Raw genomic sequence first — 26410 nt, forward strand, 5'->3', positions numbered from 1 at the left:
GGACCAAATGCGCACATGCAAAGGCCGATTTGCCAGAGACCGGAAACGGTGTAGATGCTAGTTTACTGAAGCGGCGCCCGACGTGGGGCGCGCGGTTTTCAGGGAGAGAGGAAACGGGGACCAGGAATGGCAGACGCGCATCACAAGAACCACGATTATCATATCATCGATCCAAGCCCCTGGCCGCTTGTCGCCTCCATAGGCGTTTTCCTGCTGTGCTTCGGCGGCGTCGGCTATATGCGCTATCTCAGCGGTGGTTCGTTCAATATTCTCGGCCTCAATCTGGCCCAGCCGTGGCTGATGCTGATCGGTCTTGCCGTCATCATCTACGTGTTTTTCGGCTGGTGGTCGGACGCGATCAGGGAAGGGCGCGAGGGGCACCACACACCGGTCGTCTCGCTGCATCTGCGCTACGGCATGATCATGTTCATCGCCTCGGAGGTGATGTTCTTCGTGGCCTGGTTCTGGGCATTCTTCGACGCCAGCCTGTTTACCGGCGAGGCGATCCAGGCGGCGCGCGTGGAAGCAACCGGCGGCACATGGCCGCCGACCGGCATTGAAGTTGTCGATCCCTGGCATTTCCCGCTCTATAACACGGTCATCCTGCTTCTGTCCGGCACCACGCTGACCTGGGCGCATCACGCCCTGCTGCACGGTGATCGCAAGGGACTGATCCAGGGCCTGACCATCACCGTCCTGCTTGGTCTGCTGTTCACCAGCGTTCAGGCCTATGAGTATTACGAGGCGCCGTTTGCCTTCAAAAACTCGATCTATGGCGCCACATTCTTCATGGCGACGGGTTTCCACGGCTTCCACGTGATTGTCGGCACGATCTTCCTGATCGTCTGTCTGATCCGCGCGGCCCGCGGGTCGTTCACGGCGGAGCGGCATTTCGGCCTCGAGGCCGCCGCATGGTACTGGCACTTCGTGGACGTGGTCTGGCTGTTCCTGTTCTTCGCCATCTACATCTGGGGCGGATGGGGCGCGCCTCTGGCTGAAACCGGCCACTGAATTTGAAATGACCCTCCGCCGCCCATCGAGGCGGCGGTCGGTTTTTCGGGAAGGAACATCATGTCGGTACAGGAAGAAAAGACCGCTTCGGGCGGACGCTACTACACGGTCGTTGACGGTCACGAGGCCGAGATGACCTATTCCCGCGGCTCCGATCAACTGATCATCATTGATCATACCGGTGTACCGGATGCGCTGCGCGGCAAGGGCGTCGGCCAGGTTCTCGCCGAACATGCGGTCGCCGAGGCGCGCAAGGGCGGCTGGAAGATCATACCGCTCTGCCCGTTCTTCAGGGCGCTCAGCATTCGCAATCACGACGCCTGGAACGACGTCATCAAGTGAAGAGGTGCCTCCCGCCGACCGGGAGGCGTAGAGTTTCATGTCCGCAGATACCAATCCGCTAGCCCCGCTCATTCTTTCCGGCCTCAAGGGGCGCTGCCCGCGCTGCGGCAAGGGCCGGCTTTTCGACGGCTTTCTGACATTGAAGCCGGAATGCGAATCCTGCGGTCTGAGTTACGGCTTTGCCGATTCGGGGGACGGTCCGGCTGTCTTCGTGATGCTGGCCGTCGGCTTTCTGGTGATCGCGCTGGTGCTGTGGACCGAGATCTCCTATTCGCCGCCGTTCTGGGTGCATATCGTCATCTGGGCGCCGCTCGCGATCGCGCTGTCGCTTGCCGCGCTGCGCGCCTTCAAGGGCGTGCTGATCGTGCTGCAATATCGCCACTCCGCCGCCGAGGGCGTGATCAATCGCGATGACGATGCCTAGACGTCTGCTGCTCATGCGGGTGGTTGGGCTGGCGCTGGCGGCACTTGCCTTCGTGACCCTGATTTCACTCGGCAACTGGCAGGTGCGCCGGCTGCACTGGAAGGAGGCCTTGCTCGCTTCCGTCGACCAGCGACTTCAGGAAACGCCGCTTACGCTTGCCGAGGTCGAGAAACTGCCGGCAGGCGAACTCGAATACCGGCCGATGACGGTGACGGGCCGGTTCGAACATGATCGCGAGCGGCATTTCTTCGCGACTCACGAGGGCCAGTCCGGCTATTTTGTCTATACCCCGCTCAGGCTTGAGGATGGCCGCGCGATCTTCGTCAATCGCGGCTTCGTCCCGTTCGACATGAAGGACCCCGCGACCCGGCCGGAAGGGCAGGTGACCGGCGCCGTCCAAATCTCCGGCCTTGCCCGCGACCGGCTGGACCAGAAGCCGTCCGCCATCGTGCCGGACAACGATATCGCGCAGAACATCTTCTACTGGAAGGACCTCGATGCGATGGCGCGATCGAGCGGGCTTTCAGCCGATGCGGTGCTGCCGTTCTTCATCGATGCCGGTGACGCCCCCAATCCGGGCGGGCTGCCCGTCGGCGGGGTGACCCGGATCTCGTTCCCGAACGATCATCTGCAATATGCGATCACCTGGTATGGGCTGGCAGTGACGCTTGCGGTCATTGTCGGCCTGCTGGCATGGCGCGGACGGCGACGGCATGATTGACCTTCTGGCGCCGGGCCTTGATATCGTGTTCTGCGGCACGGCAAAGGGGCACATCTCGGCGCGCACCGGCTCTTTCTACGCCAATCCCTCCAACCGGTTCTATCGCACGCTGCACGCTGTCGGGCTGACGCCGGAACTGGTTTCGCCCAAGGATTTCCGCAGGCTTCTCGATTACGGCATCGGGCTCACCGATCTCAATCAGAGCGAAAGCGGCATGGACAAGGCTCTGACAATGTCGGCCTTCAATATTGCGGCCTTCGAGGAGAAGATGCGGCATTTCCGCCCGAAACTGATCGCGTTCACCAGTCTTGCCGGCGCGCGCATCTATTTTTCGGACAGCAGGATTGCCTGCGGGCTGCAGGACCGCGCGCTCGACGGGATACCGGTTGCCGCACTTCCGTCCACATCGGGCGCAAACGGACATTGGACAAAGGACCGCCATCATTGGTATCAGTTGCCCGAGATGATTTGAGCGAGATGACCATGACCCCATTGACCATTCGCCTCTGCGGCCCGCGCGGCTTCTGCGCGGGCGTCGACCGGGCGATCCAGATCGTCGTGCTGGCGCTGAAGCGCTACGGCGCGCCGGTCTATGTGCGTCACGAGATCGTGCATAACCGCTACGTCGTGGAAGGGCTTGAGGCGCGCGGCGCGGTTTTCGTCGAGGAGCTTGACGAGATCCCGCCGGAACACCGCGAGCAGCCGGTGGTGTTTTCCGCCCATGGCGTGCCGAAATCCGTGCCGGCCGATGCCGAGAACCGTAATCTGTTCTATCTCGACGCCACCTGCCCGCTGGTTTCCAAGGTTCACAAGCAGGCGATGCGCCATGAACGGCTCGGCCGCCATGTGGTGCTGATCGGCCATGCCGGCCATCCGGAGGTGATCGGCACGATGGGGCAATTGCCCGAGGGCGCGGTGTCGCTGGTCGAGACGGTGGAGGATGCCGAGCGCTACCAGCCCGCCGACCCGGACAATCTCGGCTATGTGACCCAGACCACGCTGTCGGTGCAGGATACGGCCGAGGTGATCGCCAGGCTTCGCGAGCGGTTTCCGAACCTCACCGCGCCGTCGGCCGATTCGATCTGCTATGCCACCACCAACCGTCAGGAATCGGTGTCGGCGGCAGCGCCCGGCTGCGATCTCTTCATCATCGTCGGCGCGCCGAACTCGTCCAATTCCCGACGTCTTGTCGAAGTCGCCAAACGGGCGGGCGCCACGGCTGCGATCCTCGTCCAGCGCGCCGCCGAACTTGATTTCGATGCGATCGGCCCGATCCGCACCCTCGGGATTTCGGCCGGCGCCTCGGCCCCGGAAGTCGTTGTGAACGAGATCATCGAGGCGTTTCGCGCGCGGTTCGACACCACGATCGAACTTGCCGAAACCACGATCGAAAACGAACATTTCCTCGTCAACCGCCAGCTCCGCGACGTCGAACTGACCGTCGAGGACATGGCCTTCGTCAACGGACGATAAGCATTTGGCCGTCTATACCGATATCAATGAAGACGATCTCCGGCAGTTTCTGAAAGCCTATGACGTCGGGGAGCTTCTGTCCTATCGCGGCATCGCGGAAGGCGTCGAGAACTCCAATTTCCTGCTCCATACCGAGAAATTCCCGCTGATCCTGACGCTTTACGAAAAGCGCGTGGATGAGGGCGACCTGCCGTTCTATCTCGGCCTGATGCAGCATCTGGCCGATCGCGGCCTGTCCTGCCCGCTGCCGCTCGCCCGCGACGATGGAGCGCCCTATGGCAGGCTCTGCGGTCGTCCGGCGGCGCTGATCTCGTTTCTGGAAGGCATGTGGCTCAGAAAGCCCGCCGCCGCGCATTGCCGTGAACTGGGCGCCGCCCTTGCCCGGATGCACATTGCCGGCCAGGATTTCGCGCTGTCGCGCAGGAATGCGCTGTCGCTCAGGGGCTGGGTCGATCTGTGGGATAAATCCGCTGCCCGGGCCGACGAGGTTCAGCCGGGGCTTGAGAACGAGATCACCATGGAACTCGCGACCCTTGAGGATCGCTGGCCGGTGGATCTGCCGGAGGGCGTCATCCACGCCGATCTGTTTCCCGACAATGTGTTTTTCATCGGCGACAAGCTTTCCGGCGTGATCGATTTCTATTTCGCCTGCAATGACTTCCTCGCCTATGATTTGTCGATCTGCCTCAATGCCTGGTGCTTCGAGAAGGACCGGTCCTTCAATGTCACCAAGGCGCGGGCGCTGATCGAGGGCTATCAGAGCGTGCGGCCGCTTGGCGAGGACGAGATCGCGGCGCTGCCGCTGCTTTGCCGCGGCTCGGCGCTCCGGTTTTTCCTGACCCGGCTTTACGACTGGCTGAACACGCCGGCAGGGGCCATGGTCGTGAAAAAGGACCCGCTCGAATATCTGCGCTATCTGCGCTTTCATCGTTCTGTCGAAACTGCCGGCGAATACGGACTGGAGCGGGCTTGAACAAGCAAGTTGAGATTTTTACCGACGGGGCCTGCTCGGGCAATCCCGGCCCGGGCGGCTGGGGCGCTGTGCTGCGCTACGGCGACAAGGAACGCGATCTGTGCGGCGGCGAAAAGCTGACGACCAACAATCGCATGGAGCTGATGGCCGCGATCGAGGCGTTGAAGGCGTTGAGGGAACCTTGCACGGTGGCCCTTTATACCGATAGCGTATACGTCAAGGACGGCATTTCGAAATGGATTCATGGCTGGAAGAAGAACGGCTGGAAGACCGCCGCGAAAAAACCTGTCAAGAATGCCGAATTATGGCAGGCTCTTGAAGCCGAGCGCAACCGGCACGATGTCACCCTGCATTGGGTGAAGGGCCATGCCGGCCACGAAGAGAATGAACGCGCCGACGAATTGGCGCGTCAGGGGATGGAACCGTTCAAACAGGGGCCAGGGCGCTGAAGCGCTTCGGAAATTTTCATGATCATGCATTTTGTATTCATTCGGTTTCGCCAGGAAATCGGCGGTGAGGAAAAGCAGGCGCTTTACGATGAGATCGCCGGGCTGAAGCGCGTCCTCCCCGGCATGGTGGACTTCAAGTCGGGCGCGAACGTCTCGCCCGAGGGCCTCGACAGCGGCTATGGCGATGGTTTCGTCGTGACCTTCGAGGATTCGGCCGCGCGCGACGCCTATCTCGATCATCCCGATCACCAGGCCGTCAGCGAGAAACTCGTCGCCGCCGCGGCAGGCGGGATTTCCGGCATCCTCGTCTTCGACATGACGGTCTGACCTCGCTCAGGCCCAGAGCCGGACCAAAATCCGACCGGCCGGATAAAACAGAAACCGCCAGCCGATCCTGAGGGCGCGATAGCCGAAATAGGCCGCGCCCGCGAGCCAAAGCGCAAAGGTTGCCGTCCAGCTTGCCGCCGTCAGCATCACGCCGGCAAGCGTGACCGCCCCTGATCCCAGCAGGAAAACGACGGCGCGGAAGCGCTTGCCGAAGCGGGTCGAGAGCTTGCCGAGCTTGGTGAGATCCGCCGGGGTGTCGGCCACCTTCAGCATGTCCGTGCCGGCCTTGAAGCCGTTCTTTTTCATCACCGAGCCGACTTCCATGGCGGCGTCCTGCATCTTCACCAGCGGCTTGGTATCGAGCGAGCCTGCCAGCGCCCGTCTTGCCGCCGGCACGTTGCCGCGCTTGAGCAGCGGCAGGCTCTTGCGCAATGCCGGGCCGCTGACCACCTGACCCGAAAGCCGCGTGAACGACCGCCTGAGCGGGGTGGCGATCGCGCCGGCTTTGCTTGCGGCCTTCAGCGTGCTGGCGCCGATCTTGGCAGTGGAGGCCGAGCCGCCGGACAGGATCACCGCACCGGTGATCGCCAGCCCCGCCACCGACAGGCCGAGGATCAGCGGATCGTAATCCTCCCCCTGCAGATACGATCCGCCCTCGATGATGATGTCGCGAACATCGCCGACGGTCGTAAGGTCGGTGGCAATCGCCCCCACCAGTCCGACGGCGCTGTCCGGTTCTCCGGTCAGCGCGCCGTCCCACAACTCATAAATCTGGTTGCCGAGGCTGTTGTCTTCGGAAACGGCGATTTCGACGCGGTCGCGCAAGGGCCCGTCGACATCGACGTTCCGGCTGAAGGCAAGCGTGACGAGGCTTTCGGCGAGATCCGGGTCGTCGCTTGCAAGCGCCTCGCGGATGGCGCGGTCGTAATCGGCGGGGGTGAGCTGGTCCAGCCGGTAATCCGTCAGCTTCACCGGGTCATTGCGAACGGCAAGCAGTTTCACAGCCTCGATACCGTTCGGCACCACGAAGGGTGTCGAGACGACGAGTGCCGCGGCGATAATCGCCGTTGCCGTCCGCCGAACGGTTGTGCTGGCAACGCGTTGCATTCGGGTCCTCCGATCGCGGGCATCCTATCAGAGCCGTCGGAGAACATGTACTTGTTTGTTATCGCGCGTAATTGATGTGGCGATGCGCGATGCGCTGGATTCCTTGTTTTGTCGCGTCGGATTAGCGAAAAACCGGAATCCAGTTTTTCGCCCGATCAGAGCTGCCCGAGAATGGTCGCCGCAGCCGAAACCGTGGCTTCGCCGGGGTTTTCTTCGACATTCAGTTCCTTCACCTTGCCGTTCTCGACCAGCATGGAATAGCGCTTGGAGCGCATGCCGAGACCGGGGCCGGGGATATCGACCTCCATGCCGAGCGTCTTGGTGAACGCGCCATCGGCGTCCGAGAGGTAGCGCAGCTTGCCTTCGCCGCCGGTGGCTTTCGCCCAGCCGCCCATGACGAACGGATCGTTGACCGCCACCACCGCGATCTCATCAACGCCGCGGCTCAAAATGGCGTCGCGGTTTTCGAGATAGGTCGGCAGGTGGTTGATCGAGCAGGTCGGCGTGAACGCGCCGGGGACCGCAAACAGCACCACGCGCCTGCCCTTGAAGATGTCGTCGGTGGAAACCTGCTCCGGACCGTTTTCGGTAAGCTCGCGCAGGGTGGAGGAGGGCAGCGTGTCGCCCTTTGAAACAGACATGGAAAACTCCTTCTCGTATCCTCTTCTGGGGGCAAAACCTACGGTGAGACGGTTTCAAACACAAGCGGCGTTTCCATCGCCCGGCCGCCGGCCTTGGCCAGCAGCAGCCAGTCGCCATCGATCGAATCCTGCCCGTCGGGAAGGGATTTCAGCGGTATGGAGATTGTGTAAAACCCGTCCTTCATCGCTCCCGCGGGAGCCTTGACGATAAAGCCGTCGCTGCTGGCGAGCGTGATTTCGGGGTTGCCGGGATCGGGCAGGGCGAGGGCGAGTTCCAGGGCCAGCCCGGTGTTCACCGCGCGCTCCACCCGGAAATCGGCCGATGGCGCTTCCGGCAGCGTGGTTGCTGCGACGGCGAGAATTGCGGTGTCGACGGCGCTGTCGGCATAGGTGGAAGAGGCGATCTCGAACGTCGTCTGGAACGGAATGCAGATATCCTTGCAAAGCCCGATAAAGGCGCTGACCTCAATTTCCGGAAGCGTGCCTGGCGCTGCCTTCAGGGTGAGCGGAAAGGTCACCGGTCCGTCATAGCCCATGTCGGTCACGCCGGCGAGATCGATGCGCTTGGGCACCGGATAGGCGATCGCCTCGAGCGTGACATCGTTACTGCCGTTGACCGTGATCTGCGGGGGGATGCCGCTCTCGCCGGGCTCGCGCCAATAGGTGATGAACCCTTCGGCGGGCTCCACCTGCAGCGCGGCACGGATCGTCCCGTTATCGTCGGGCGCGGTCACGATCATGCGCATGCGCCCCCCGGCATCTTCCGCCCATGCGGTTTGTCCGGCATGGGCCATGGCGGTGAAAGCGGGCAGGGCCAGTGTGGCGATGAACAGGATGCGGCGTGTCTTCATGCCTGCTCTTTAGCGCAGCGAGCGTGGCGGCGATATGGCGCATCGCTGATATCGCGCACAATTTGATTTGAACATTGCGTGACCTTGCCCCATGTTGGTTTCATGCCTACGGTGAATTTTGAAAGCGGCGCAAACAGTTCGCTGGAGACCGACGTGTTGGAGAACTTTGCAAAAGGGCGTGAACGCGGGCCATTCGACGGCCAGTTCCTGATCGCCATGCCGCAGCTTGCGGAGAGCGATTTCGAACGCAGCGTGATCTATATCTGCGCTCACTCCGGCGATGGCGCGATGGGGTTTATCATCAACCGCGCCCAGTCCGTGACCCTCCCCGAGGTCCTTCAGCAGCTCGATCTGGTCGGGGACGACGATGATATTCACATGCCCTCCCTGATCGAATTTCCGGTCCTGTGCGGCGGTCCGGTGGAGCCCGGTCGCGGTTTCGTGCTGCACTCCTACGATTATTCGGGCGAGGGCAGCATTCCGATCAGCGACGACCTGGCGATGACGGGCACGCTCGATGTCCTGAGGTCGGTCGCCGCCGGCAGGGGACCGGACCGGGCAACCCTGCTTCTCGGTTATACCGGCTGGGCCCCCGGCCAGCTTGAAAGCGAAATTGCCAATAATGACTGGCTGACATGCCCGGCGGTCGAGGACATGGTTTTCGATCGCGATCTCGACAGCAAATACGAGCGGGCCTTGTTTTCGATGGGCGTGCGCCCCTCCTCGCTTTCCACCAATATCGGGCACGCCTGAAACAATTCGGCCCGGGTTCCCGTTTAGGGGCCGTCTGCCAATGATGACAGACGCAATTACGAGGCCTCCATGAAGATCTTTGAATGTGATCATTGCGGAAAAGCCGTTTATTTCGACAATGATACCTGTGTCGCGTGCGGTCACCGGCTTGGCTTCGCGCCGAATGATATTGCCATGTATGCCGTCAAGCAGGGGGATCGCGATCTGTGGCACAAGGCGGACGACGCAAGCCGCCGGTTCAGGCTCTGCGAGAACACCAAGTCCGGCGTGTGCAACTGGCTGGTCGATGAAGACGACGACGAGACATTCTGCCTGTCCTGCCGGCACAACAATCTGATACCGGACACCACCACCGAAATCGGCCTCAGCCGTTTCAAGCGGATTGGCGCTGCCCAGCGGCACCTGTTTTATTCCCTGTTGCGCTGGGGCGTGGAAACGCCGACGCGCAAGCAGGACCCGGAAAACGGTCTCGTCTTCGATTTCCTGGAGGATAACGTCGCGGCTGACGGTTCGCTCACGCCGGCAATGACAGGCCATGAGGATGGGCTGATATCGTTGCGGGCGGCCGAGGCCGACGACGTCACCCGGGAAATCATCCGCGACCAGATGAACGAGCCCTACCGCACCATGCTGGGCCATTTCCGGCATGAGGTCGGCCATTACATCTGGGACCTGCTGGTGCGCGACGACGGCCGGCTTGAAAGCTACCGCGCCGTCTTCGGCGATGAACGCGCCGACTATCAGGAAGCGCTTGAGCAACATTACCGCAACGGCCCGCCGCCGAACTGGCCCGACCATCACGTCAGCGCCTATGCCGCGACGCATCCCTGGGAGGATTTCGCCGAAAGCTTCGCGCATTCGCTTCACATCGTCGATACGCTGGAGACCGCGCGTGCCTTCGGTCTTGCCGTCGACGATGCCCGGCTGGAACCGCTCGGCGACCCCTATAAATGCGTCAGCGGGAAGCGCCTCGCGGAAGCCTGGATACCCCTGACGATCGCGATGAACGCAATCCATCGCTCGATGGGGCAGCGGGATTTCTACCCCTTCGTCCTGACGCCGGAAATCGTCGCGAAGATAGACTACATCATCAGGATGCTGAACGGCCCCAAGTCCAGAGCAAGCGCCGCTTAGAGCGTCGGGCGAAAAAGTGGAATCCGGTTTTTCGTTAACCCGACGCGTCAAAATAAAGAATCTAGAGCATCGGGCGATGCCAATTAATCGCCCGATGCTCTAGACTGCAGGCGAGCCTGGCAGAGTCGGGCTCAGTTTGTTGACAACCCATCTTTTTTACGGACGTCATCAACTCTGTTGGCTTAGCTGGTCTCTGAACCTTGCATTCAATGTGATGACTATCTTTCGCATGACCGCGGCGAGGGCGACGATTGGCTTTTTACCGTTGTGGATGAGGCGTTTGTAGAATTCGACGAATTCGCCCCTTCCTTGTGCGGCCTGCATGGCGGGCATGAACAGGATCGTTCGCACGGCTGGCCGTCCACCGCGCATCCTGCGGTAGCCGATCTTGTTGCCGCTTTCGTTTGGATGAGGCGCCAGGCCCGCCAGAGCCGCTGCTTGCTTTCGGTCCATCTTCCCCAGTTCCGGTATGGCGGCAATGAGGGCTGCGGCCGTCGTTTCGCCGATACCCTTCATGGCGGTTGCGGTCCTGGCCCTCTGCACAAGGGATGCGGAGCGCATCAGCGCACTGATGGCTTTGTCGACAAGCACGATCTGCCGGTTGAGGACAGTGAGCAGGGCCTTGAAGGTGGCGGCCAGGTCGCGCCCGCCCAGTTCGCGCGCGCTTGGGGCCTTGGCGCGATTCTGCTCGGCCACCCTCATGGCCACCAGATCGGCGCGGCGGCGCACGAGAGCCTTGAGCCTTGCCTCACAGGGGTCCTCCGCATGCCATAAAGGCAGGGTTGCCCATCGCTCCAGCCCATAGGCGACCATTTCCCGCGCATCGATCGCATCGCTCTTGCCCAAGCGGCCGCGTGACCGGATGAAAGCCTTGAGCTTGCGTGTGTCGGCGCGATGGAGCGGAAGTTTCAGGCCCCGGCATTCTTCCATCAAGATGATCTCGTAGCCGCCGGTGGGCTCGCAAATGACCAGGTCGACATCGCACTTTCGCAGGAAGTGCCGGATCTGTTTTCGCTGGTTGGGAATGACCGTCGCGATGCGGCCGTCAAAAACGGCGATGGTGTCCTTGGCGACATCGACGCCAAGGCAACGGCACGGGGGATGATGCAAAAAGGTCATGGTGATGCTATCCTCTCTAGGCTTCGGATTGTTTGCGGGCGTGCCAGGCAGCGGCCCAATCAACTCTCCAAGCGATGGCAGAGTGCGGCAGTGACCTTGATGACGTCGGGTGTTGCCCAATCCTCGGACGGTCGCCTGCCACAGCAGCTGCGGGCTGTGAAAGAGCCCGCAGCTGCGCCAACATCATAACCTGCATTCAACAAACAATCCTCGGGCTTGACCGGAGGATCTATCACGGTTCAGCACGAGCGGCGTTGGCGTTTCGTAATGTACGGCATTTGAATGGCTCTTCGGCCGAGGCACTCGTCGTGTCGATGCGTGCTTAGATGCTCGGGACAAGCCCGAGCATGACGGCCGAGAGAGGAGCGGGCTTTGTCAGCAGTCTGGGCCCGGCAGAGCCGGGCTCTGCTTGTCGCGTGAGACATACTCGTGCTCAGGCAGGTGCGCGGTAAACGCGGCCTTGCTCGGCGTTTCTCAGCTTCCGCCGCCTTCCCGCAGAAGCCGGGTGGCGGCGGATGAGGCGATGGCGCCGCCGTATATCGGGCCGGTCGCATAGGTGCAGCCGGCTTCGGCAAAGGCGGCGGCGTCGGCCTCATTGTCCAGATCGCTAATCCCGGTTGTCGTGCCGAGGCGGCCAGCAAGATCGCTGAACGCCTTGACGATGTCCACCTGTGGTTCCTGATTGTGCTTGAAGATCGCGCTGTCGACATAGGTTGCGTCGAAGCGGAAGCTCTTCAGCAGCGTCAGCGAGCCGTGACCGTTGCCGAAGCCCGAAAGCGTGACGCCCGCGCCGATGGTGCGCAGATACTGCAATGCCAGCTTGGCCTGTTCCGGCGCTTCCTGCACGATATCCTCGGGAATGGAAAACACGATCTGGCGCGGCGCGACTTCGGATTCGCGCACGATGCTTTCGAGCTCGATCAGCGTGCTGGTTCTCAGCATTTCATTGCTATTGAGCTCGATCATCACAAATGGACGGATGTTGGCGACGGATTGCTGCCATGCCGCAACATCACTTGCAGCCTGCCGGGCGGTATAGAGAATAAGTTCCGCGGAGCGACCACTTTCCCGGCTGAGCTCGAAAATCTCACCGGCGGAGACATCGCCACGCTGGGGATGCTTCCAGTTGAGCGAGCAACTGAAGCCGACGAGCTTCTGCCCCTCGAACTTCACGATCGGCTGGTAGAGCACCGCCATCTCCTGGCGGTCGATCGCCCGGCCAAGATCGGCTTGCAGCTGCTTGCGTTCGTCATCAAGCATTCTGAGCGCCGGCCGATAGGTTTCGACCGCGTTGCCGCCCATGCGCTTGGCGCGCAGCATCGCAAGCCGGGCATCCTCGAGAAACGCCTCGGCGGTTTCGTGATCGTCGTGCCATGAGGCGATGCCGATTGCCGCCGTGAGGGCGATCTCGCGGTTCTCGAACGTGATCGGCACATCGATCGCGGCGGTCAGCGCATCGGTGAATTCGGCGATGGCATCAGGCTCGTTGTGGGATTGCAGGATGATGGCGAAGCTGCTGCCCCATATCCGTGACAGCGTATCCTCCGGCTTCAGCAGCCGCTGGATACGGCGCGTCAGCGCGATCAGGATATTGTCGCCGGCGGCGAAGCCGAGCGTCTCGTTGATTTCCTTGAACCGGTCGATATCCGCCACGATCAGCGTCGGGTGGAGATGCGGCGCCGTGCGCGACAACGCGATCAGCGATTGCAGGCGGTCGATGAGAATGGTGTGGTTCGGCAGGCCGGTCAGGTTGTCGATGACGGCATCCTGCAGCAGCCGCTGTGTCGAGACCTTCTGGTCGGTCTGGTCGCTCAGCGTGCCGACGCAGCGGATCACCTCGCCATCGGTGCTGAGCACCGGCCGGGCGCGGATCATCATGAAATGATAATGCCCGTCATTGGCGCGCACGCGGAATTCGAGCTTCAGCCGACCGCGCCGCCATTCGAGGAACAGGTCGAGGGTGGAACGGAACCGGTCCCGGTCGGCGGGGTGGAGATATTGCAGCCATGTCCGCGCCGGGCCGTTGAGCGCGCCGGGCGAAAGGCCGAGCTTGGGCGCGAAATCGGGTTCGGTGACGATCCGGTCGCGGCCGACATCCCAGTCCCATACCGTGGCGTCGGTGCCGAGAAAGGCAAGCGCCTGACGCTCGAGATCGGAGAACAGGCCCGGCTGGTAGACCCCGCCGGCAAAGGCGTGCTGGATCACGGTGAAACCGAGCAGCAGCACGATCAGCACCAGTCCGCCATCGAGCGCGGGCTGAACGATGTCGTTGTCGATCCTGCCCGTCACGGCCATGTATCCGGCAAACAGCCAGGCCACGATCAGCGCCCAGGCGGGCATCAGCAGGATCGCGCGGTCATAGCGCCTGAAACTCAGATAGAACATCAGCGCGATGCCGGCGAGGACGGTTGCGGCAAACGAGACGCGCGCGATGCCGGCCGCCGCCGAAGGATCGAACAGCGCCACGCCGAACAGCGCCATCAGCAGCACGCCCCAGGCGGCTGTCCCATAGCCGAGCTGGGCGTGCCAGCGCGCCAGATTGAGATAGGTGAACAGGAAGACCACCAGCGAGAAGGCGATCGCGACATCGGCGCTCGCCCGCCATATCCGTTGATCGGACGCCGATAACGGTATGATCTGGTTCAGAAAATTGAAATCGATCGCAACATAGAGCAGCACCGACCATGCAAGCATGGCGGTCGCCGGCAGCACCGAGGTTCCCTTGACCACGAACAGGATGCTCAGGAACACCGCAAGCAGGCCGGCGATCCCCAGAACGATGCCGTGGTAGAGCGTGAAGGCGTTTTCGGTATCCTTGTAGGCTTCCGGTTCCCACATGTAGAGCTGCGGCAGTTCCGCGCTGTTCAGTTCCGCCACGAAGGTGATCACCGATCCGGGATTGAGCGTGATCGAAAACACGTCGGCGTCGTCGCTGTTGACGCGGTTCAGCGCAAACCCCTCGCTTGGCGTGATCGCCTCGATCCTTGACGAGCCGAGATCCGGCCAGAACAGGCCGGAGCCGACGAGGCGAAAATGCGGCGCGACGATCAGGCGATCGAGCTGCTCGTCGGAAATATTGGCAAGCGAAAACACCGCCCAGTCGCCGGCATGGTTGTTGCCGGTGGAGCGGACCTCGATGCGACGCCGGATGCCGTTCGGGTCGGGTATCGTCGAGATCTGGAACGTGTCGCCCTCATTGGGATAAAGCTCGACCTGGGAGGTCAGGTCGATGGCGACGTCGCCGCGTGACACTTCGACCGGTTCGAGCGAAAATGCGGGCACCGCCACGGCGAAGAACGCGAGGATCGCGATAATCAGGGCCTGAAGCTTTCGGCAGAACCAGCCGGTGAGGGGGGACATTGGCATCGGTGGTCTTCAATTCCCTTTGCGGTCGTAGTCGTCTTTGAGCAGGGCAAAGAGATGATGGTCCTGCCATTCGCCGTTGATGCGCAGATATTTGTGCAAATACCCCTCCCTGGTGAAGCCGGCTTTTTGCAACAGCGAAGCGCTGCGTATATTGGTGGGGATACAGGCCGCCTCGATCCGGTGCAACCTCAACTCATCGAAGATATAGCGTATTACGAGTTGAAGTGCGGCGAACATATGGCCTTTGCCGGCATATTGTTCGCCCATCCAGTAGCCAAGCACGCATGTCTGCGCCACGCCGCGCCGGATCAGGCCGATCGTGATGCCGCCAATCAGCGTCTCGGGGTTGTTCAGAAAGATGAAAAGCTGGATGCCGGAGCCCGCATCGAATTCGAGCTTGACGCGGGCGATGCGCTTGCGAAAACCGCGCTCGGTCATATCGGAGGGGCTCCAGACCGGCTCCCACGGTTGCAGGAACGCGCGAGAGCGGGTTCGAAGCGTCTTCCATTCGCCGAAATCCGATGCCCGCGGCAGCCGCAGCAGATGGTCCGTGGATTGCAGTGCGAATCGGTGGCGCCGGCGCGCCCGGGGCGAAAGCAGCAACGCAACCACGTCTGTCACTCCGGCGGCCGGCTGCTTGAACCGCCGGATGCGCGCGCGAAGCCGTCCCGTGGTTCACGGCAAGCCGGCGCCGCCTTGCCGGCACGACCGGCTCTGCGGCCCTCTGGTCTACCCGGCCGCATTCACCGCCTGCTTGTGATTGAATGTGAGTCTGCCGGCGATATCCTCAAGCTGCGTCAGTTGCTCCAGCGGTCCGATCGCCGAAAGCGTCGGCGGCGCATCGTAGAAGGATCGGCCGGCAAGATCGGTCAGGCGGCGCGGCGTGATGCTTTCGATGCGCAGCATCATTTCCTCGTTGGGGATCGGCCGGCCCCAGAGCATCACCTGGCGGGCGATCTGTCCGGCGCGGGCGGCAGCGCTTTCCTGGCCCATCAGAAGCTGGGCCCGGATCTGCTGTCGCGCGCGTTCGATCTCGCTTTCGTCGAAATGATCGGCCGCGCGCTGCAATTCGTTCACGAGCACGGGCATCAGTTCGGGCAATTGCTCGCCGCCGGTTGCGGCATGGACCGCGAACACGCCCGAATCGGAAAAGCCCCAGTGGAAGGCATAGACCGAGTAGCACAGCCCCCTGATCTCGCGGACTTCCTGGAACAGGCGCGACGACATGCCGCCGCCGAGGATATTGGCGAGAATCTGCGAGCAGTAGAAATCCTGCGCGTGATAGGCCGGCCCCTCGAAGCCGAGGATGACCTGCGCATCCGAAAGCGTGCGGCTTTCGCGCACCTCACCGCCGGTATAGATCGCGGTTTCCATATGCGGCGGCGTTTCGGGTTTGCGCGGCAGCGCCGCGAAGCGCTCGTCCACCATCCGCACGAAGGCCTGATGATCGATCGCGCCGGTGGCGACGATGAAGATGCGGTCGGTGGTGTAGTTGCGGGCGAGATAGCGGCGGATATCGTCCGGCGTGAACGCCATCACCGTCTCCGGGGTGCCGAGGATCGGCCGCCCGATGGTCTGGTCGCGAAACGCCGCGCCCGCGAAATTGTCGAACACGACGTCGTCGGGAATGTCGCTGGCGGCGCCGATCTCCTGCATGATCACGTTCTTCTCGCGCGCCAGTTCATCTTCTTCGAAGGCCGAGCCGGTGAGAATATCGGCGAGGATATCGACGGCGAGCGGAACGTGATCCTTCAGCACGCGGGCGTAATAGGATGTTGTCTCGGTGGATGTCGCGGCGTTGACCTCACCGCCGACATTCTCGATCTCCTCGGCGATCTGGCGGGCGGTGCGGCGCTTTGTGCCCTTGAACGCCATGTGTTCCAGAAGATGGGCGATGCCGTGCTCGTTTTGCAACTCGTTGCGTGAACCCGACTTGATCCAGGTTCCGATCGCGACGCTTTCGATATGGGGCATGTTCTGGGTAACGACGGTCAACCCGGAAGAAAGCCGGGTGTACTCTACTGTCATGCGGTCCTGCTTTCGTTTTGATCAGTGCTCAACCTTGACGGAAGCCAGAACGAATAAAGGCCTCGATGGCATCCAGGTCGGGAGAAAGGACACTGAAACGCTCCTCCTTGTCCATCAGGCCAGCAAGCCATGAGGGAAGCGCCGGGTCAATACCGCTTGCCGATTTTACTGCGTCCGGGAACTTGGCGGGATGGGCGGTCGACAGCACCACCATCGGGTTTTCCGCGCGTTCGTGCTTTCTGGCGACGGCAACGGCGACGGCGGTGTGGGGGTCGATCAGCACGCCGGTTTCCCTGAGAGAACGTGCGATTTCGGCAGCCGCCCCGGCCTGATCCGTCCTTCCGGCGGCAAACAGCGCGCGGATCGCGACAAGCGTATCCCCCTCGATGTCGAAGGCGCCGGATTGCTTCAGGCTGGCCATGGCGCGGCGCACATAGGCGCTGTCGCGGCCGCTCGCCTCAAACAGCAGGCGTTCGAAATTGGACGAGATCTGGATATCCATCGACGGCGATGTGGTGGCCTCGACGCCGCGCATTTCATAGCGTCCGGTTTCGAGGGCGCGGGCGAGGATATCGTTCTCGTTGGTGGCGATCACCAGCCGGCCGACCGGAAGCCCCATCCTGGTGGCGACATAACCGGCGAAGATATCGCCGAAATTGCCGGTGGGGACGGTGAAGTCGAGGGCGCGGTCGGGTGCGCCGAGCGCGATGCCGGCGGTGAAATAATAGACCACCTGCGCCATGATCCGCGCCCAGTTGATCGAGTTGACGCCGGAAAGCTTCACCTCGTCGCGAAAGCCGCCATCGGCGAACATCGCCTTGACGAGGCTCTGGCAGTCATCGAAATGTCCTTCCACGGCGATCGCATGGACATTGTCGGCGCCAAGCGTGGTCATCTGCCGCTGCTGGACCGGCGAGACCTTGCCGTGTGGAAACAGGATGAAGATATCGGTGCGCGTGCTTGCCGAAAAGGCGTCGATCGCGGCCCCTCCGGTATCGCCCGATGTCGCGCCGACGATCGTGGCGCGCTGGCCTCGTTTTGCCAGCACATGATCCATCAGCCGGGCCAGCAGCTGCATCGCGACGTCCTTGAAGGCGAGCGTCGAGCCGTGGAACAGTTCGAGCGTGAAGCGGTTCGCCCCGCTCTGGACCAGCGGAACAACCGCCTCGTGGCGGAAGGTGGCGTAGGCCTCGTCGATCATCGTCTTCAGTTCGTCATCGGCGACTTCACCGTCGATGAACGGCTTGATGATGATAAAGGCGATCTCCTGATAGGATTTTCCGCGCAGCGCCCGGATGTCGTCAGCGGACATTTGCGGCCATTCGCGCGGCAGATAGAGCCCGCCGTCACGGGCAAGGCCCGCCAGGATCGCATCGGAAAAGCCGAGGACGGGCGCCTCGCCGCGAGTTGAAATATAGTCCACGCAAAGCCCCTTTGTGCTTGCCAGAATCCGGAAATTGTCTAGCTTGTGGCAGGCTTTGACCTTACCTGTTAAGACCGTTCTAATGGAGACGGGGGGCGGTCGACCAGACAATCTGTGTTGGCGCTGATATAAAGCAAAGCCGGAGGGCTTGAAAAGCCCTTGAGAGAGGAAAGGAAGTTTCGCCGTGTCATTTCGCAATACCCGCCGCGTGGCGGCCGTTCTTGCAATTTCGGGACTGGCGGCATGCTCGACGAGTACGCCCGAGCCGGAACCCGCTACCGCCCGACCGGTCACCCCGGGCATCAACCTGACTGCACTGACGAAGCTCTGCCCGAAGGTGATCCTCGATGACGAGGTCGCCTTCAAACGCATCTATTCGCCTGCCAATGCCGAGACGCCGGAAAATCTGGTCTATCAGGTCTCGCTCGGGGAATTCAGCCGCACCTGCGCGGCCGCGCCCACCGGCGACAAGCTGCTTGAGCAGATTTCGATCGCCGGCCGTCTCGTCGGCGGCCCGAAGGCCAGGTCCGGCACCTATCAGGTCCCGGTCCGCGTCGAAGTCGTCGATGGCGATGTCGCGGTTTACGAGCAGGTGATCAACCAGGAAATCACGATGCCGGCCGAAGGCATGTCGACCCAGTTCCTGTTCCGCGCCGACGATCTGCCGGTGCCGCTGACGGCAGGCCCGAACACCGCCGTCAGGGTCGGGATCGCCCGCTGAGCGGAGTTTGCGGTTCTCGGTGATGGAACAATAAAAAAAGCGGCGCAGAGGCCGCCTTCAGCTTTTTTGATAAATCCGCTTACCTATCCTGTGTCATCCTCGGGCTTGACCCGAGGATCCAGGCGGGATCGCACAGTCTCAAAAATACCATTCTGATCAACGGCCTCTGCAGTATGGATGCTCGGGTCAAGCCCGAGCATGACGCCTGTGGGGCGGCGGCGAGGTTCTCAAACTCTGAAACCGCGGCTTCATCAACAGCAAAAAAAAAGGCGGCTCTGAGGCCGCCTTTTTCGTGCTTTCAGTTTAGGCTTATCGCAGCCTTCCCGCCGCGTGGGCGAGCATGGTGTAGACCTTGCCGGTGTCCGACGTCAGGTAGGACTGGACCACGCTGCGGTCGCGGTTGTTGTGCATCACATCCGACAGCAGCTTTTCGAAATCGGCGATGTAGCGGTCGACGGAGGCGCGAAATTCGCGGTCGCCTTCATAGCGCGTCTTGATTTCGTCGAAGGTGCGCTGGCCCTTCAGCGTGTAGAGGCGGCGGCTGAAGATATCGCGCTCGCCCTGCTGATACCGTTGCCAGAGATCGGCCACGGTGTCGTGGTCGATTGCGCGGGCGATATCGACCGAGAGCGCGTTCAGGGTATCGGTGGCCGGGCGGCGTTCGGCCGCCTTGCGGCTTTCGCTCTGGCCGGCTTCCTCGCGGGCGGCGGCGCGCAGCAGGTCGCTGATCCAGCCTTCGCCGCCGGGCGCGCTGGAACCCGGCGTGCGGGTCACGGCCTGACGGGTGGGCTGCGCCGGCGCGGCGGCGGCCCTGGTCTCGCCGTTGCCGAAGTTGCGTTCGGTGGCGATGCTGCCGGCGGGCGGGGCCGAAAACGACGGCAGGCTGTCATTGCCGCGCGGCGCGGCGGCAGGCGCGGCGGTCTGTCGCGGCGCGGGTTGCGAAAGCTGGCTCCGCGAGGTCGAGACCAGCGTGGAGATATCCTGAAGCGCGCGGATCTGGTCCTCGACGGCCTTGCGCATGGCCTGCGCGCTTTCGCGGGCTTCCTCGGGCATCTCGTGAATGCCGCGCTTGACGGCTTCGCGGGTATCGTCAAGCTCGGCGCGGATCGCGGCTGCGGCCTGCTCGATCTCCCTGGTGGCGCCGGAGAAGCGCTTCGCGGCGTCCTCGACCGAGCCGCGCATGGTCTCGCCCACGCGCTGCGACATCGAATGGGCTTCCCGGCCGGTCTCGTCCATGGTCGAGGCGATCATGGCGGCGACCGCCTTCAGGCCGCGCTCGATTTCCTGTGAACGCTCGGCAAGCCCGTTGGACAGCAGGCCGAGCGCTTCCTGGCGTTCGCTGAGGGTGTTGGCGAGATTGGACTGGGCGGAGCCGATCAGGTTCGAGGCGCGGTCCAGGATGCCGGCATGGCCTTCGATCTGCTCGACCAGTTCGCGCACCGCGGCAAGCGAGGCGGAAGCGCTGCCGTCGAGCGCGTCGACCTTGTTGCCGAGCATGGTGCCGGCTGCCGACATCGAGGCAGCGGACCGTTCCGCCGTTTCGTTGATCCGGCTTGCGGTGGCGTTGAGGTTTTCGTCGACGGAAGACAGGCTTTCGGCCGCCTGGTTGACGACGCCGGCGAGAAGCTGATGGCTCTGGCCGAGATGGCGCACCAGCGCCTCGACATTGCCGGCGAGCGCATTGCTTTCATCGCGAAGCTGCCGGCTGGTGTCGTCGGCGGCCTGGCGGATTTCCTCTGCCGCAACGCGGCCGGTTTCGGCGTAGCGGGCGATCAGAGGCTGCGCCTTTTCATCGATCAGGGCATTGAGTTCGGCGGTGCGGCCGGCCAGCATCGAGTTGAGGTCGCGCGAGCGTTCGTCGAGCGCGGTGCCGACGGCTTCGCTGCGGGCGGCCAGCGCCCGGTCGGCGGCGCCGAGAATTTCCTGCAGCGACGCAATCTGCGCGCCGAGATTGTCGCGAAGCGCTGCGGCCTTTTCGGTCATGGTCCGCTCGGTATCGCCCATCGATCGCGAGATCGCGCCGGCGGCTTCGGAGATGCCGGCGTTCATCCGCTCGCTGCGTTCGGCAAGCAGGCTTTCGGCATCGCTCATCGTGGTCCGGATCGTGTCGACCTGGCTGTCGATCCGCGCGCTGGCGGCAGAAAGGATGTCGCTGACGCGGGTGCTGTTTTCCGATGCATTCTCGTTGGCGGCTCTGGCCTGCTCGGCAAGCGCATCCTGCAAGTGCCGGGCGCGCTCGAAGATCGCGTTGGCCGACAGTTCCATGCCCTCGCGGGCTGACGCGACCGTGCCCGTCACCTGCTCGGTGAAGGCGTTGCCGGCGGCTTCCAGCCTCTGGCGGGCCTCCTCGGCATTGCGGGTCATGTCGCCGGAGGCTTCCGCGACGGTGTCGCGCAGGCGGCCTGCCAGCTCGCCGGTGCGGCGGTCCATGGTCGTGTTGATGTTGCCGATGCCGTGATCGAGCGCCTGTTCGAGCCTGCCGAAGCGCTCCTCGATCTGGCCATGGCCCTGATCGAGGGCCCCGGCGATTCGTCCGTGGCTCTGTTCAAGAGAGCCGGCGATCTGGTCGTGGCCCTGTGCGAGGGTTCCGGCGATCCGGTCGTGGCTCTGTTCAAGGGTGCCTGCGATCTGACCGTGGCCTTGTTCGAGGGTCTCGGCGATCCGGCTGTGGCGGGCGTCCAGTGTCTCGCCGAGACGGTCGGCAGCGGAGAAAGAGGCGGATTCTATGCCGCGCGCCTTTTCGTCCAGCATGCTGTTAAGCCGCTCGTCAAGCTGTTCGCCGATGAGCGAGAACGTGTTTTCGTGGGTCAGAAGGGTTTCGTGGAGCCGTTCCGAAACCGCTCCGCCTGCCTGCTCCAGACGTTGGCCATTGGCTTCCAGCGTGCCGGAGATGCGCTCATGAAGCGCGTCGGCGGAGGCGCTGAGCTGGCCGCTGGCGTCATTGGCGGTGCGCTCGAAGGCCGAGCGCTGTTCGGCGAAGGTGTTTTCGAACCGGGTTCGCGCCGCGTCGGACGAGCGTTCGATCGCGGTGACGTGGTTTGTCAGCGCGTCGTCGAGCCGGCGTCCGGCTTCCTCGGTTACGCCCTCGATCCGGAAAGTGCCTTTCTCGACGGTCTCACCATGACGGTTGAGCGCCTCATTGAGCGTGCCGAAGGAGGATTCCACCCGCTCCGTCATCGTCTCGGCGGAGCGGGTGATGAGCCCGGCAGCCGTCGAGACCTTCTCGGCAATCGCGCCGGCCGAGCCGCGCAGGCGGTCCTCCAGCGTGACGCCGGCCTTGTCGATGGTGTTGCGCAGTGCTTCCTGCCGGCCTTCAAGCGTCATCTCCAGCAGGCTGGTGGAGGCGGCGATCGATGCGGAGATATTGGTGGTCTGGTCGGTAAGGGTCTCGTTGACCTGCGCGCTTGCCTGATCGAAGGCGCGCTGGATCTCGCCGGCGCTTTCGCGCAGCGTGTCCTCGAGATGGGTCTGACCCTCGCGATAGGCATCGCGGATCCCGGATTCGCGGACGCTGAAGGTTTCCGCGATCCGGCTGTCGATTTCGCTGATACGACCGTCAAGCGCGCTGGTCTGGTCGGTAATCGCCGATTGCAGGCGGCTCGCCACGTCCTGATAGGCGCCGGCAAGACGGCTCTGACCGGCATTGAGCGCCGCGGCAAGACGCTCGGTATTCGATTCGATCGTCTGGCCGAAGGTTTCCTCGCTGGTCGAAAGCGTCGTCGCCAGCATGATGGCATGGTCGGTGAAGCGTTCGTCGAGCCGGTTGCCGGCTTCGCTCAATGTCGCCGCGATGCTGCTTTCGCGATCGCCCAGACCGTGGGCGAGGCGGTCGAAATGCTGGTCGAGCCGCTCGGTCGCGCCGGCGACGGCCGCGGAAATGCCTGCCTCGCCGGCGCCGAGCCGGTCGGTGAAGCGTTCGAACTGGCTGCCGATCTCGCCGGTTGCCTGTTCCAGCGCCTTGCCCAGCCGGCCCTGTCCGGCGCCGAGCGTCTCTTCAAGGCGCGCGGAATGCGTGTCCAGCGTCTGCGCGAAGGTTTCTTCGCTCGTCGAAAGCGCGGTCGCGAGCATGATGGTCTGGTCGTTCAGCGTGTCGCTCAGGCGCTCCGATGCGGCGGAAAGCGACGCGGCTATCCCCGTCTCGCTGTCGCCGATCTGGGCATTGAAGCTTGCGAGGCGTTCTTCCAGCCTGCCGGCGGCGGCGTTAAGCGTGCCGTCGAGTTGGTTCTGACCGGCTCCGAGCGTTTCTTCCAGCCGCGCGGAATGGGTGTCCAGCGTCTGCGCGAAGGACTCTTCGCTCGCCGAAAGCGCGGTGGTGAGCATGATGGCCTGGTCGTTCAGCGTTTCGCTCAGGCGCTCCGATGCGGCGGAAAGCGACGCGGTGATCCCGGTTTCGCTGTCGCCGATCTGGGCGTTGAAGCGGGCGAGGCGTTCTTCCAGCCTGTCAGCCGCCGTGTTGAGCGTGCCGTCCAGTTGCTCCCGGCTGAGGCGGATCGTGTCATCGAGCCTGCCGGCCTGGTTTTCGAGCGTCAGGCCGAACGTGGCCTCGCTCGCCGAAAGCGTCGTGGCGAGCTCCAACTGGTGCTCGTCCAGATGTTCCTTGAGGCGGCGCGAGGCGTTTTCGAGCGTTGCTGCGATACCGGTCTCGCCGTTGCCGACCTGGGTATTGAAACGTTCGAGCTGGGCGTCGAGGCGCTCCGAAACTCCGGAGAGCGTACCGCTCAGGCGTTCATTGCCCGCGCGCATGCTGTCTTCGACCTTGGTCGAATGGGACTCGAGCGTCTGGGCGAGGCTTTCTTCGCTCATCGAAAGTGTGGTGGTCAGCATGATCGCCTGATCGTTCATGCGCTCGCCGAGCCGCTCGGCGGCATCGCTCAGCGAGGCGGCGATATTGGCCTCGCCGCCGGCAAGCTGCTGGTTGAGGCGGGCGATATTGCCTTCCAGGCGGTTGCCGGCTTCGTCGAAGACCTGATCGAGGCGTTCATGCTCGGCGCTGATCTTGCTGCCAAGCTCGCGGCCGCGGCTTTCGAGCGTCTGGTCGAGGGCCTCGACATTGGCCGACAGGGCGGCGGCAAGCGCCTGGGTCTCGTCGCTCATGCGCTCCTGAAGCCGCTCGGATGCGGTCTCCAGCATGTTGCCGATGGTGGATTCGCCCTCGGAAAGCGAGCGCGAAACACGCTCGACGCCGCCATTGAGCCGGTCTTCCAGAGCGTTGCCGCTGGCTTCGAGCGCGCCGGTGAAGGTCTCCATCCGGCTGTCGATGCTGCTGCCGAGCCTTGTCAGCGTGGCTTCGAGGCGCTGATCGACATACTGGCTGCGTTCGTCGAACCGGCTTGCGGCCTCGGCGTTGGCATCGTTGAGTTTCTGGGTGAAGCGGGCCTCGGTCTCGGTGATGGTCTCCGTCAGGCCGCCGACCACGCGCTCCAGCGCCGCGTTCATCGCGGTTTCGCTGTTTTCCGCGACGTCGCGGAGCCTGGCGGTGCGCTCGGACAGGATTTCGTCAAGCTTGGCGCCGCGCTCGCTGAGCGCCGCCGTGAGACGTTCCGTGTCTTCGTTCAGAGCGGTGGCGCTGGTGTGGAAGTCGCTGATCAGCGAACGGCCGCGCTCGTCGAAGCGGCTGGAAAGGTCGTTGAAGCGGTCATCGAAGAGCTCGCTCAACTGGCCGTAGCTGTGATCGAAAGCGTCGCGCAGCGTGGCCGAGCGTTCTTCCAGCAGGTCGCCGAGAGACTCGGCCGCACGGCTTGTATTCTCGCTCAGGGTCGCCGCGCGGGTCTCGAGCATCTTGGCGACGCCGTCGCCGGCTGTGCCGACCGTGCGGGTAAGCTCCTCCATCACCTGGGCGATGTCGGCCTTCATCTGGTCGTTGGTGCCAAGCAGGGAAGTGCGGATGCGGGCGGCGTGGTTGACCACGGCCTCGCGCTCGGCCGTCAGTTCCTGCACCAGATTGCGGATCCGCATTTCATTTTCGGCATAGCTGCGCTCAAGCGCATTGACTTCGGAATGGACGAGATTTTCCAGTTCAGAGGCGCGCGCGATGGTGCGCTCGATGCCTTCATTCATGGCATAGACTTCGCGCCGCACCGCCTGACCGACATTGCGGACCTGCTGGGCGGCGTTTTCGTCCGGATCGGAAAGTCTGAGCGCCACCTCCGCCATCGAACGGGCGGCCTCCTGCATGTCGCGGGCGCGGGCGAGCATCAGGTTGAAGGCGTAGAACACGAAGATCGGCGCGACCGTCAGGGCAGCGGCAAGGCCGATGCCGTCGATCGAGAGAATATCGGCGAAGGAACGGGCCCGGAAGATCTCCGAGCCGAAGGCGACCAGCGTACCGCCGATGCCGAGCGCCAGCCAGCCGGCGGACATGATTGTCGAATTGCGCAGCGCCTTGACCGTGGAGCGGCGCTCGAAGGAGCGCAGCACCCGCTGGGTCGAGGTGATGCCGGGATCGTTTGCGGGGCGGAATTCAGGGGATTTCGGCCGGGCGGCGGTGGCGCGCTCGCCTTGTTCCGGGGGCTGCGTACGCTGCTGGCGCTGTGACGGCGCGCTCAGCCGCGGGGCTTTCTTCTTGTCCGCGCCGGCTTCCCCGGAAGGGTCGTCGCTCGCCACATCGGATGCAAGCGCGTCCTCCAGTGCATGGAGTGCCTGATCGTCGAGCGAAGAGCCGCCAGTTTGGTTCGCCATAATACGCCTCGCAACACACGGGCGGTCTTGCCTGGAGGCGAAAACCGGCCCGATTACTCAATTTCAATCCCGGACCAGGCGGCCATTCCGACCGGCCTGGTTCGGCACACATTCGTGAAATAGCGTCCAGATGCCTTTTCCAACGGGGTCTTTTACATATCCAAAAGGCCGTTAAACCCGGGCAAATGTCTTCTATTTCAAAGGATTATCCCCGCCTTTTAATCGCACATTCGCCAAACGCACACAACAACGTGAAAGTCTTCTCCGTATACGTCCCCATGATCGGTTGCGGCGAATAGCGTTTCATGACGGCAAAAACCGATCAAATTCCGATGTTTAGCAAATATTAACCATAATGCGCCTTTTCTGAGGCTTTCACAAAACCAAAACACGCGAACTTCACGGCGGCGTTCTGTCATCCCATATGGGCTCATATGAAAAGCGGCGATATTGACTGCCCCGCGCATATGTCTCAATTAGCGCTGAACGCTTCTCCCGAAAAGACCAAGGCCCCGCTAATGCTCAAACTGAAATTCATCGGTAATGACGATACCGAATATAACCTCGAGGTGCAGGACGGTTCGACCGTGATGGAAAATGCGGTCCGCAACGGCGTACCCGGCATCGAGGCGGAATGCGGCGGCGCATGCGCCTGCGCCACCTGTCACGTCTATGTCGACGAAGCCTGGACCGAGAAGGTCGGCGAGCCTGAGCCGATGGAAGAAGACATGCTCGACTTCGCAATCGATGTGCGCGCCAATTCAAGGCTCTCCTGTCAGATCACCATGTCGGCCGAACTTGATGGCCTGACAGTGCGCGTGCCCGACAGCCAGGGCTGAACGCGGCAGGGCCGGGACGGCCCCGGGGAA

22 protein-coding genes are annotated in these 26410 nt (G+C 62.9%); 13 read left to right on the forward strand and 9 right to left on the reverse strand.

Features of this window, described 5'->3' with window-relative positions; genetic code table 11:
* Nucleotides 1-126 precede the first annotated feature (126 nt).
* The 9 genes from HQ843_RS15300 to HQ843_RS15340 are packed head-to-tail and all read left to right on the forward strand — an operon-like array spanning nt 127 to nt 5720.
* Nucleotides 127-1011, forward strand: coding sequence for a cytochrome c oxidase subunit 3 (locus HQ843_RS15300; RefSeq protein ID WP_180897513.1), 885 nt, complete (start codon nt 127-129; stop codon nt 1009-1011).
* A 60-nt stretch (nt 1012-1071) separates the two neighbouring features.
* Nucleotides 1072-1353, forward strand: a complete 282-nt coding sequence (locus HQ843_RS15305) for a GNAT family N-acetyltransferase (RefSeq protein WP_180897512.1) — start codon at nt 1072-1074, stop codon at nt 1351-1353.
* 37 nt (nt 1354-1390) lie between these two features.
* Nucleotides 1391-1777 (forward strand): DUF983 domain-containing protein, encoded by a 387-nt coding sequence (locus HQ843_RS15310; RefSeq protein WP_180897511.1) that lies wholly within the window; start codon nt 1391-1393, stop codon nt 1775-1777.
* The gene (locus HQ843_RS15315) at nt 1770-2498 is read left to right on the forward strand and encodes an SURF1 family protein (RefSeq protein WP_246710118.1); all 729 of its coding nucleotides are present in this window, start codon (nt 1770-1772) and stop codon (nt 2496-2498) included. The genes HQ843_RS15310 and HQ843_RS15315 overlap by 8 nt, the downstream gene beginning before the upstream one ends.
* The gene (locus tag HQ843_RS15320; protein WP_180897510.1) at nt 2491-2970 is read left to right on the forward strand and encodes a mismatch-specific DNA-glycosylase; all 480 of its coding nucleotides are present in this window, start codon (nt 2491-2493) and stop codon (nt 2968-2970) included. Before HQ843_RS15315 ends, HQ843_RS15320 begins: the two co-directional genes overlap by 8 nt.
* Nucleotides 2971-2975: 5 nt before the next feature.
* Nucleotides 2976-3971, forward strand: coding sequence for a 4-hydroxy-3-methylbut-2-enyl diphosphate reductase (gene ispH, locus HQ843_RS15325; RefSeq protein WP_180902173.1), 996 nt, complete (start codon nt 2976-2978; stop codon nt 3969-3971).
* Nucleotides 3972-3975: 4 nt separating this feature from the next.
* Complete coding sequence (locus HQ843_RS15330; RefSeq protein ID WP_180897509.1) at nt 3976-4944, forward strand: homoserine kinase; 969 nt, start codon at nt 3976-3978, stop codon at nt 4942-4944.
* Entirely contained in the window at nt 4941-5393 is a 453-nt protein-coding gene (rnhA, locus tag HQ843_RS15335; RefSeq protein WP_180897508.1) for a ribonuclease HI, read from the forward strand. The genes HQ843_RS15330 and rnhA overlap by 4 nt, the downstream gene beginning before the upstream one ends.
* An 18-nt stretch (nt 5394-5411) precedes the next feature.
* A complete protein-coding gene (locus tag HQ843_RS15340; protein WP_180897507.1) occupies nt 5412-5720 on the forward strand; it encodes a Dabb family protein in 309 nt (102 codons plus the stop codon).
* Nucleotides 5721-5726: 6 nt separating this feature from the next.
* Here the strand turns inward: HQ843_RS15340 and HQ843_RS15345 are convergent, their stop codons facing one another.
* From HQ843_RS15345 to HQ843_RS15355, 3 genes are all read right to left on the reverse strand, one after another.
* Complete coding sequence (locus HQ843_RS15345; protein ID WP_180897506.1) at nt 5727-6827, reverse strand: hypothetical protein; 1101 nt, start codon at nt 6825-6827, stop codon at nt 5727-5729.
* A 155-nt stretch (nt 6828-6982) separates the two neighbouring features.
* Complete coding sequence (locus tag HQ843_RS15350) at nt 6983-7468, reverse strand: peroxiredoxin (protein ID WP_180897505.1); 486 nt, start codon at nt 7466-7468, stop codon at nt 6983-6985.
* Between the two features lie 38 nt (nt 7469-7506).
* Entirely contained in the window at nt 7507-8319 is an 813-nt protein-coding gene (locus HQ843_RS15355) for a protein-disulfide reductase DsbD domain-containing protein (RefSeq protein WP_180897504.1), read from the reverse strand.
* A gap of 102 nt (nt 8320-8421) precedes the next feature.
* Here HQ843_RS15355 and HQ843_RS15360 point away from each other — a divergent pair, with 102 nt between their 5' ends.
* Nucleotides 8422-9072, forward strand: a complete 651-nt coding sequence (locus HQ843_RS15360; RefSeq protein ID WP_256432916.1) for a YqgE/AlgH family protein — start codon at nt 8422-8424, stop codon at nt 9070-9072.
* 69 nt (nt 9073-9141) lie between these two features.
* The gene (locus tag HQ843_RS15365; RefSeq protein ID WP_180897502.1) at nt 9142-10206 is read left to right on the forward strand and encodes a zinc-binding metallopeptidase family protein; all 1065 of its coding nucleotides are present in this window, start codon (nt 9142-9144) and stop codon (nt 10204-10206) included.
* Nucleotides 10207-10374: 168 nt separating this feature from the next.
* On the opposite strand, the gene HQ843_RS15370 is transcribed toward HQ843_RS15365, so the two are convergent.
* The 5 genes from HQ843_RS15370 to thrC form a co-directional block, all read right to left on the reverse strand.
* Nucleotides 10375-11325 (reverse strand): IS110 family RNA-guided transposase, encoded by a 951-nt coding sequence (locus HQ843_RS15370; RefSeq protein ID WP_180897501.1) that lies wholly within the window; start codon nt 11323-11325, stop codon nt 10375-10377.
* Nucleotides 11326-11799: 474 nt separating this feature from the next.
* The gene (locus HQ843_RS15375) at nt 11800-14691 is read right to left on the reverse strand and encodes an EAL domain-containing protein (RefSeq protein ID WP_246710119.1); all 2892 of its coding nucleotides are present in this window, start codon (nt 14689-14691) and stop codon (nt 11800-11802) included.
* A 9-nt stretch (nt 14692-14700) separates the two neighbouring features.
* Nucleotides 14701-15294 (reverse strand): GNAT family N-acetyltransferase, encoded by a 594-nt coding sequence (locus tag HQ843_RS15380; protein WP_180902171.1) that lies wholly within the window; start codon nt 15292-15294, stop codon nt 14701-14703.
* A 126-nt stretch (nt 15295-15420) separates the two neighbouring features.
* Complete coding sequence (locus HQ843_RS15385) at nt 15421-16719, reverse strand: M16 family metallopeptidase (protein ID WP_180897500.1); 1299 nt, start codon at nt 16717-16719, stop codon at nt 15421-15423.
* Nucleotides 16720-16747: 28 nt separating this feature from the next.
* Nucleotides 16748-18142 (reverse strand): threonine synthase, encoded by a 1395-nt coding sequence (thrC, locus tag HQ843_RS15390; RefSeq protein ID WP_180897499.1) that lies wholly within the window; start codon nt 18140-18142, stop codon nt 16748-16750.
* A 184-nt stretch (nt 18143-18326) separates the two neighbouring features.
* Between thrC and HQ843_RS15395 the strand changes: the two genes are divergently transcribed.
* Nucleotides 18327-18863, forward strand: a complete 537-nt coding sequence (locus tag HQ843_RS15395) for a hypothetical protein (RefSeq protein ID WP_180897498.1) — start codon at nt 18327-18329, stop codon at nt 18861-18863.
* A gap of 309 nt (nt 18864-19172) precedes the next feature.
* Here HQ843_RS15395 and HQ843_RS15400 read toward each other — a convergent pair whose 3' ends face one another.
* Nucleotides 19173-25541, reverse strand: coding sequence for an apolipoprotein A-IV repeat region-like domain-containing protein (locus HQ843_RS15400; protein WP_180897497.1), 6369 nt, complete (start codon nt 25539-25541; stop codon nt 19173-19175).
* 518 nt (nt 25542-26059) lie between these two features.
* Here HQ843_RS15400 and HQ843_RS15405 point away from each other — a divergent pair.
* A complete protein-coding gene (locus HQ843_RS15405; RefSeq protein ID WP_180897496.1) occupies nt 26060-26380 on the forward strand; it encodes a 2Fe-2S iron-sulfur cluster-binding protein in 321 nt (106 codons plus the stop codon).
* Nucleotides 26381-26410: the final 30 nt, after the last annotated feature.

The organism is Martelella sp. NC20 (genome assembly GCF_013459645.1).
Taxonomy (GTDB): domain Bacteria; phylum Pseudomonadota; class Alphaproteobacteria; order Rhizobiales; family Rhizobiaceae; genus Martelella.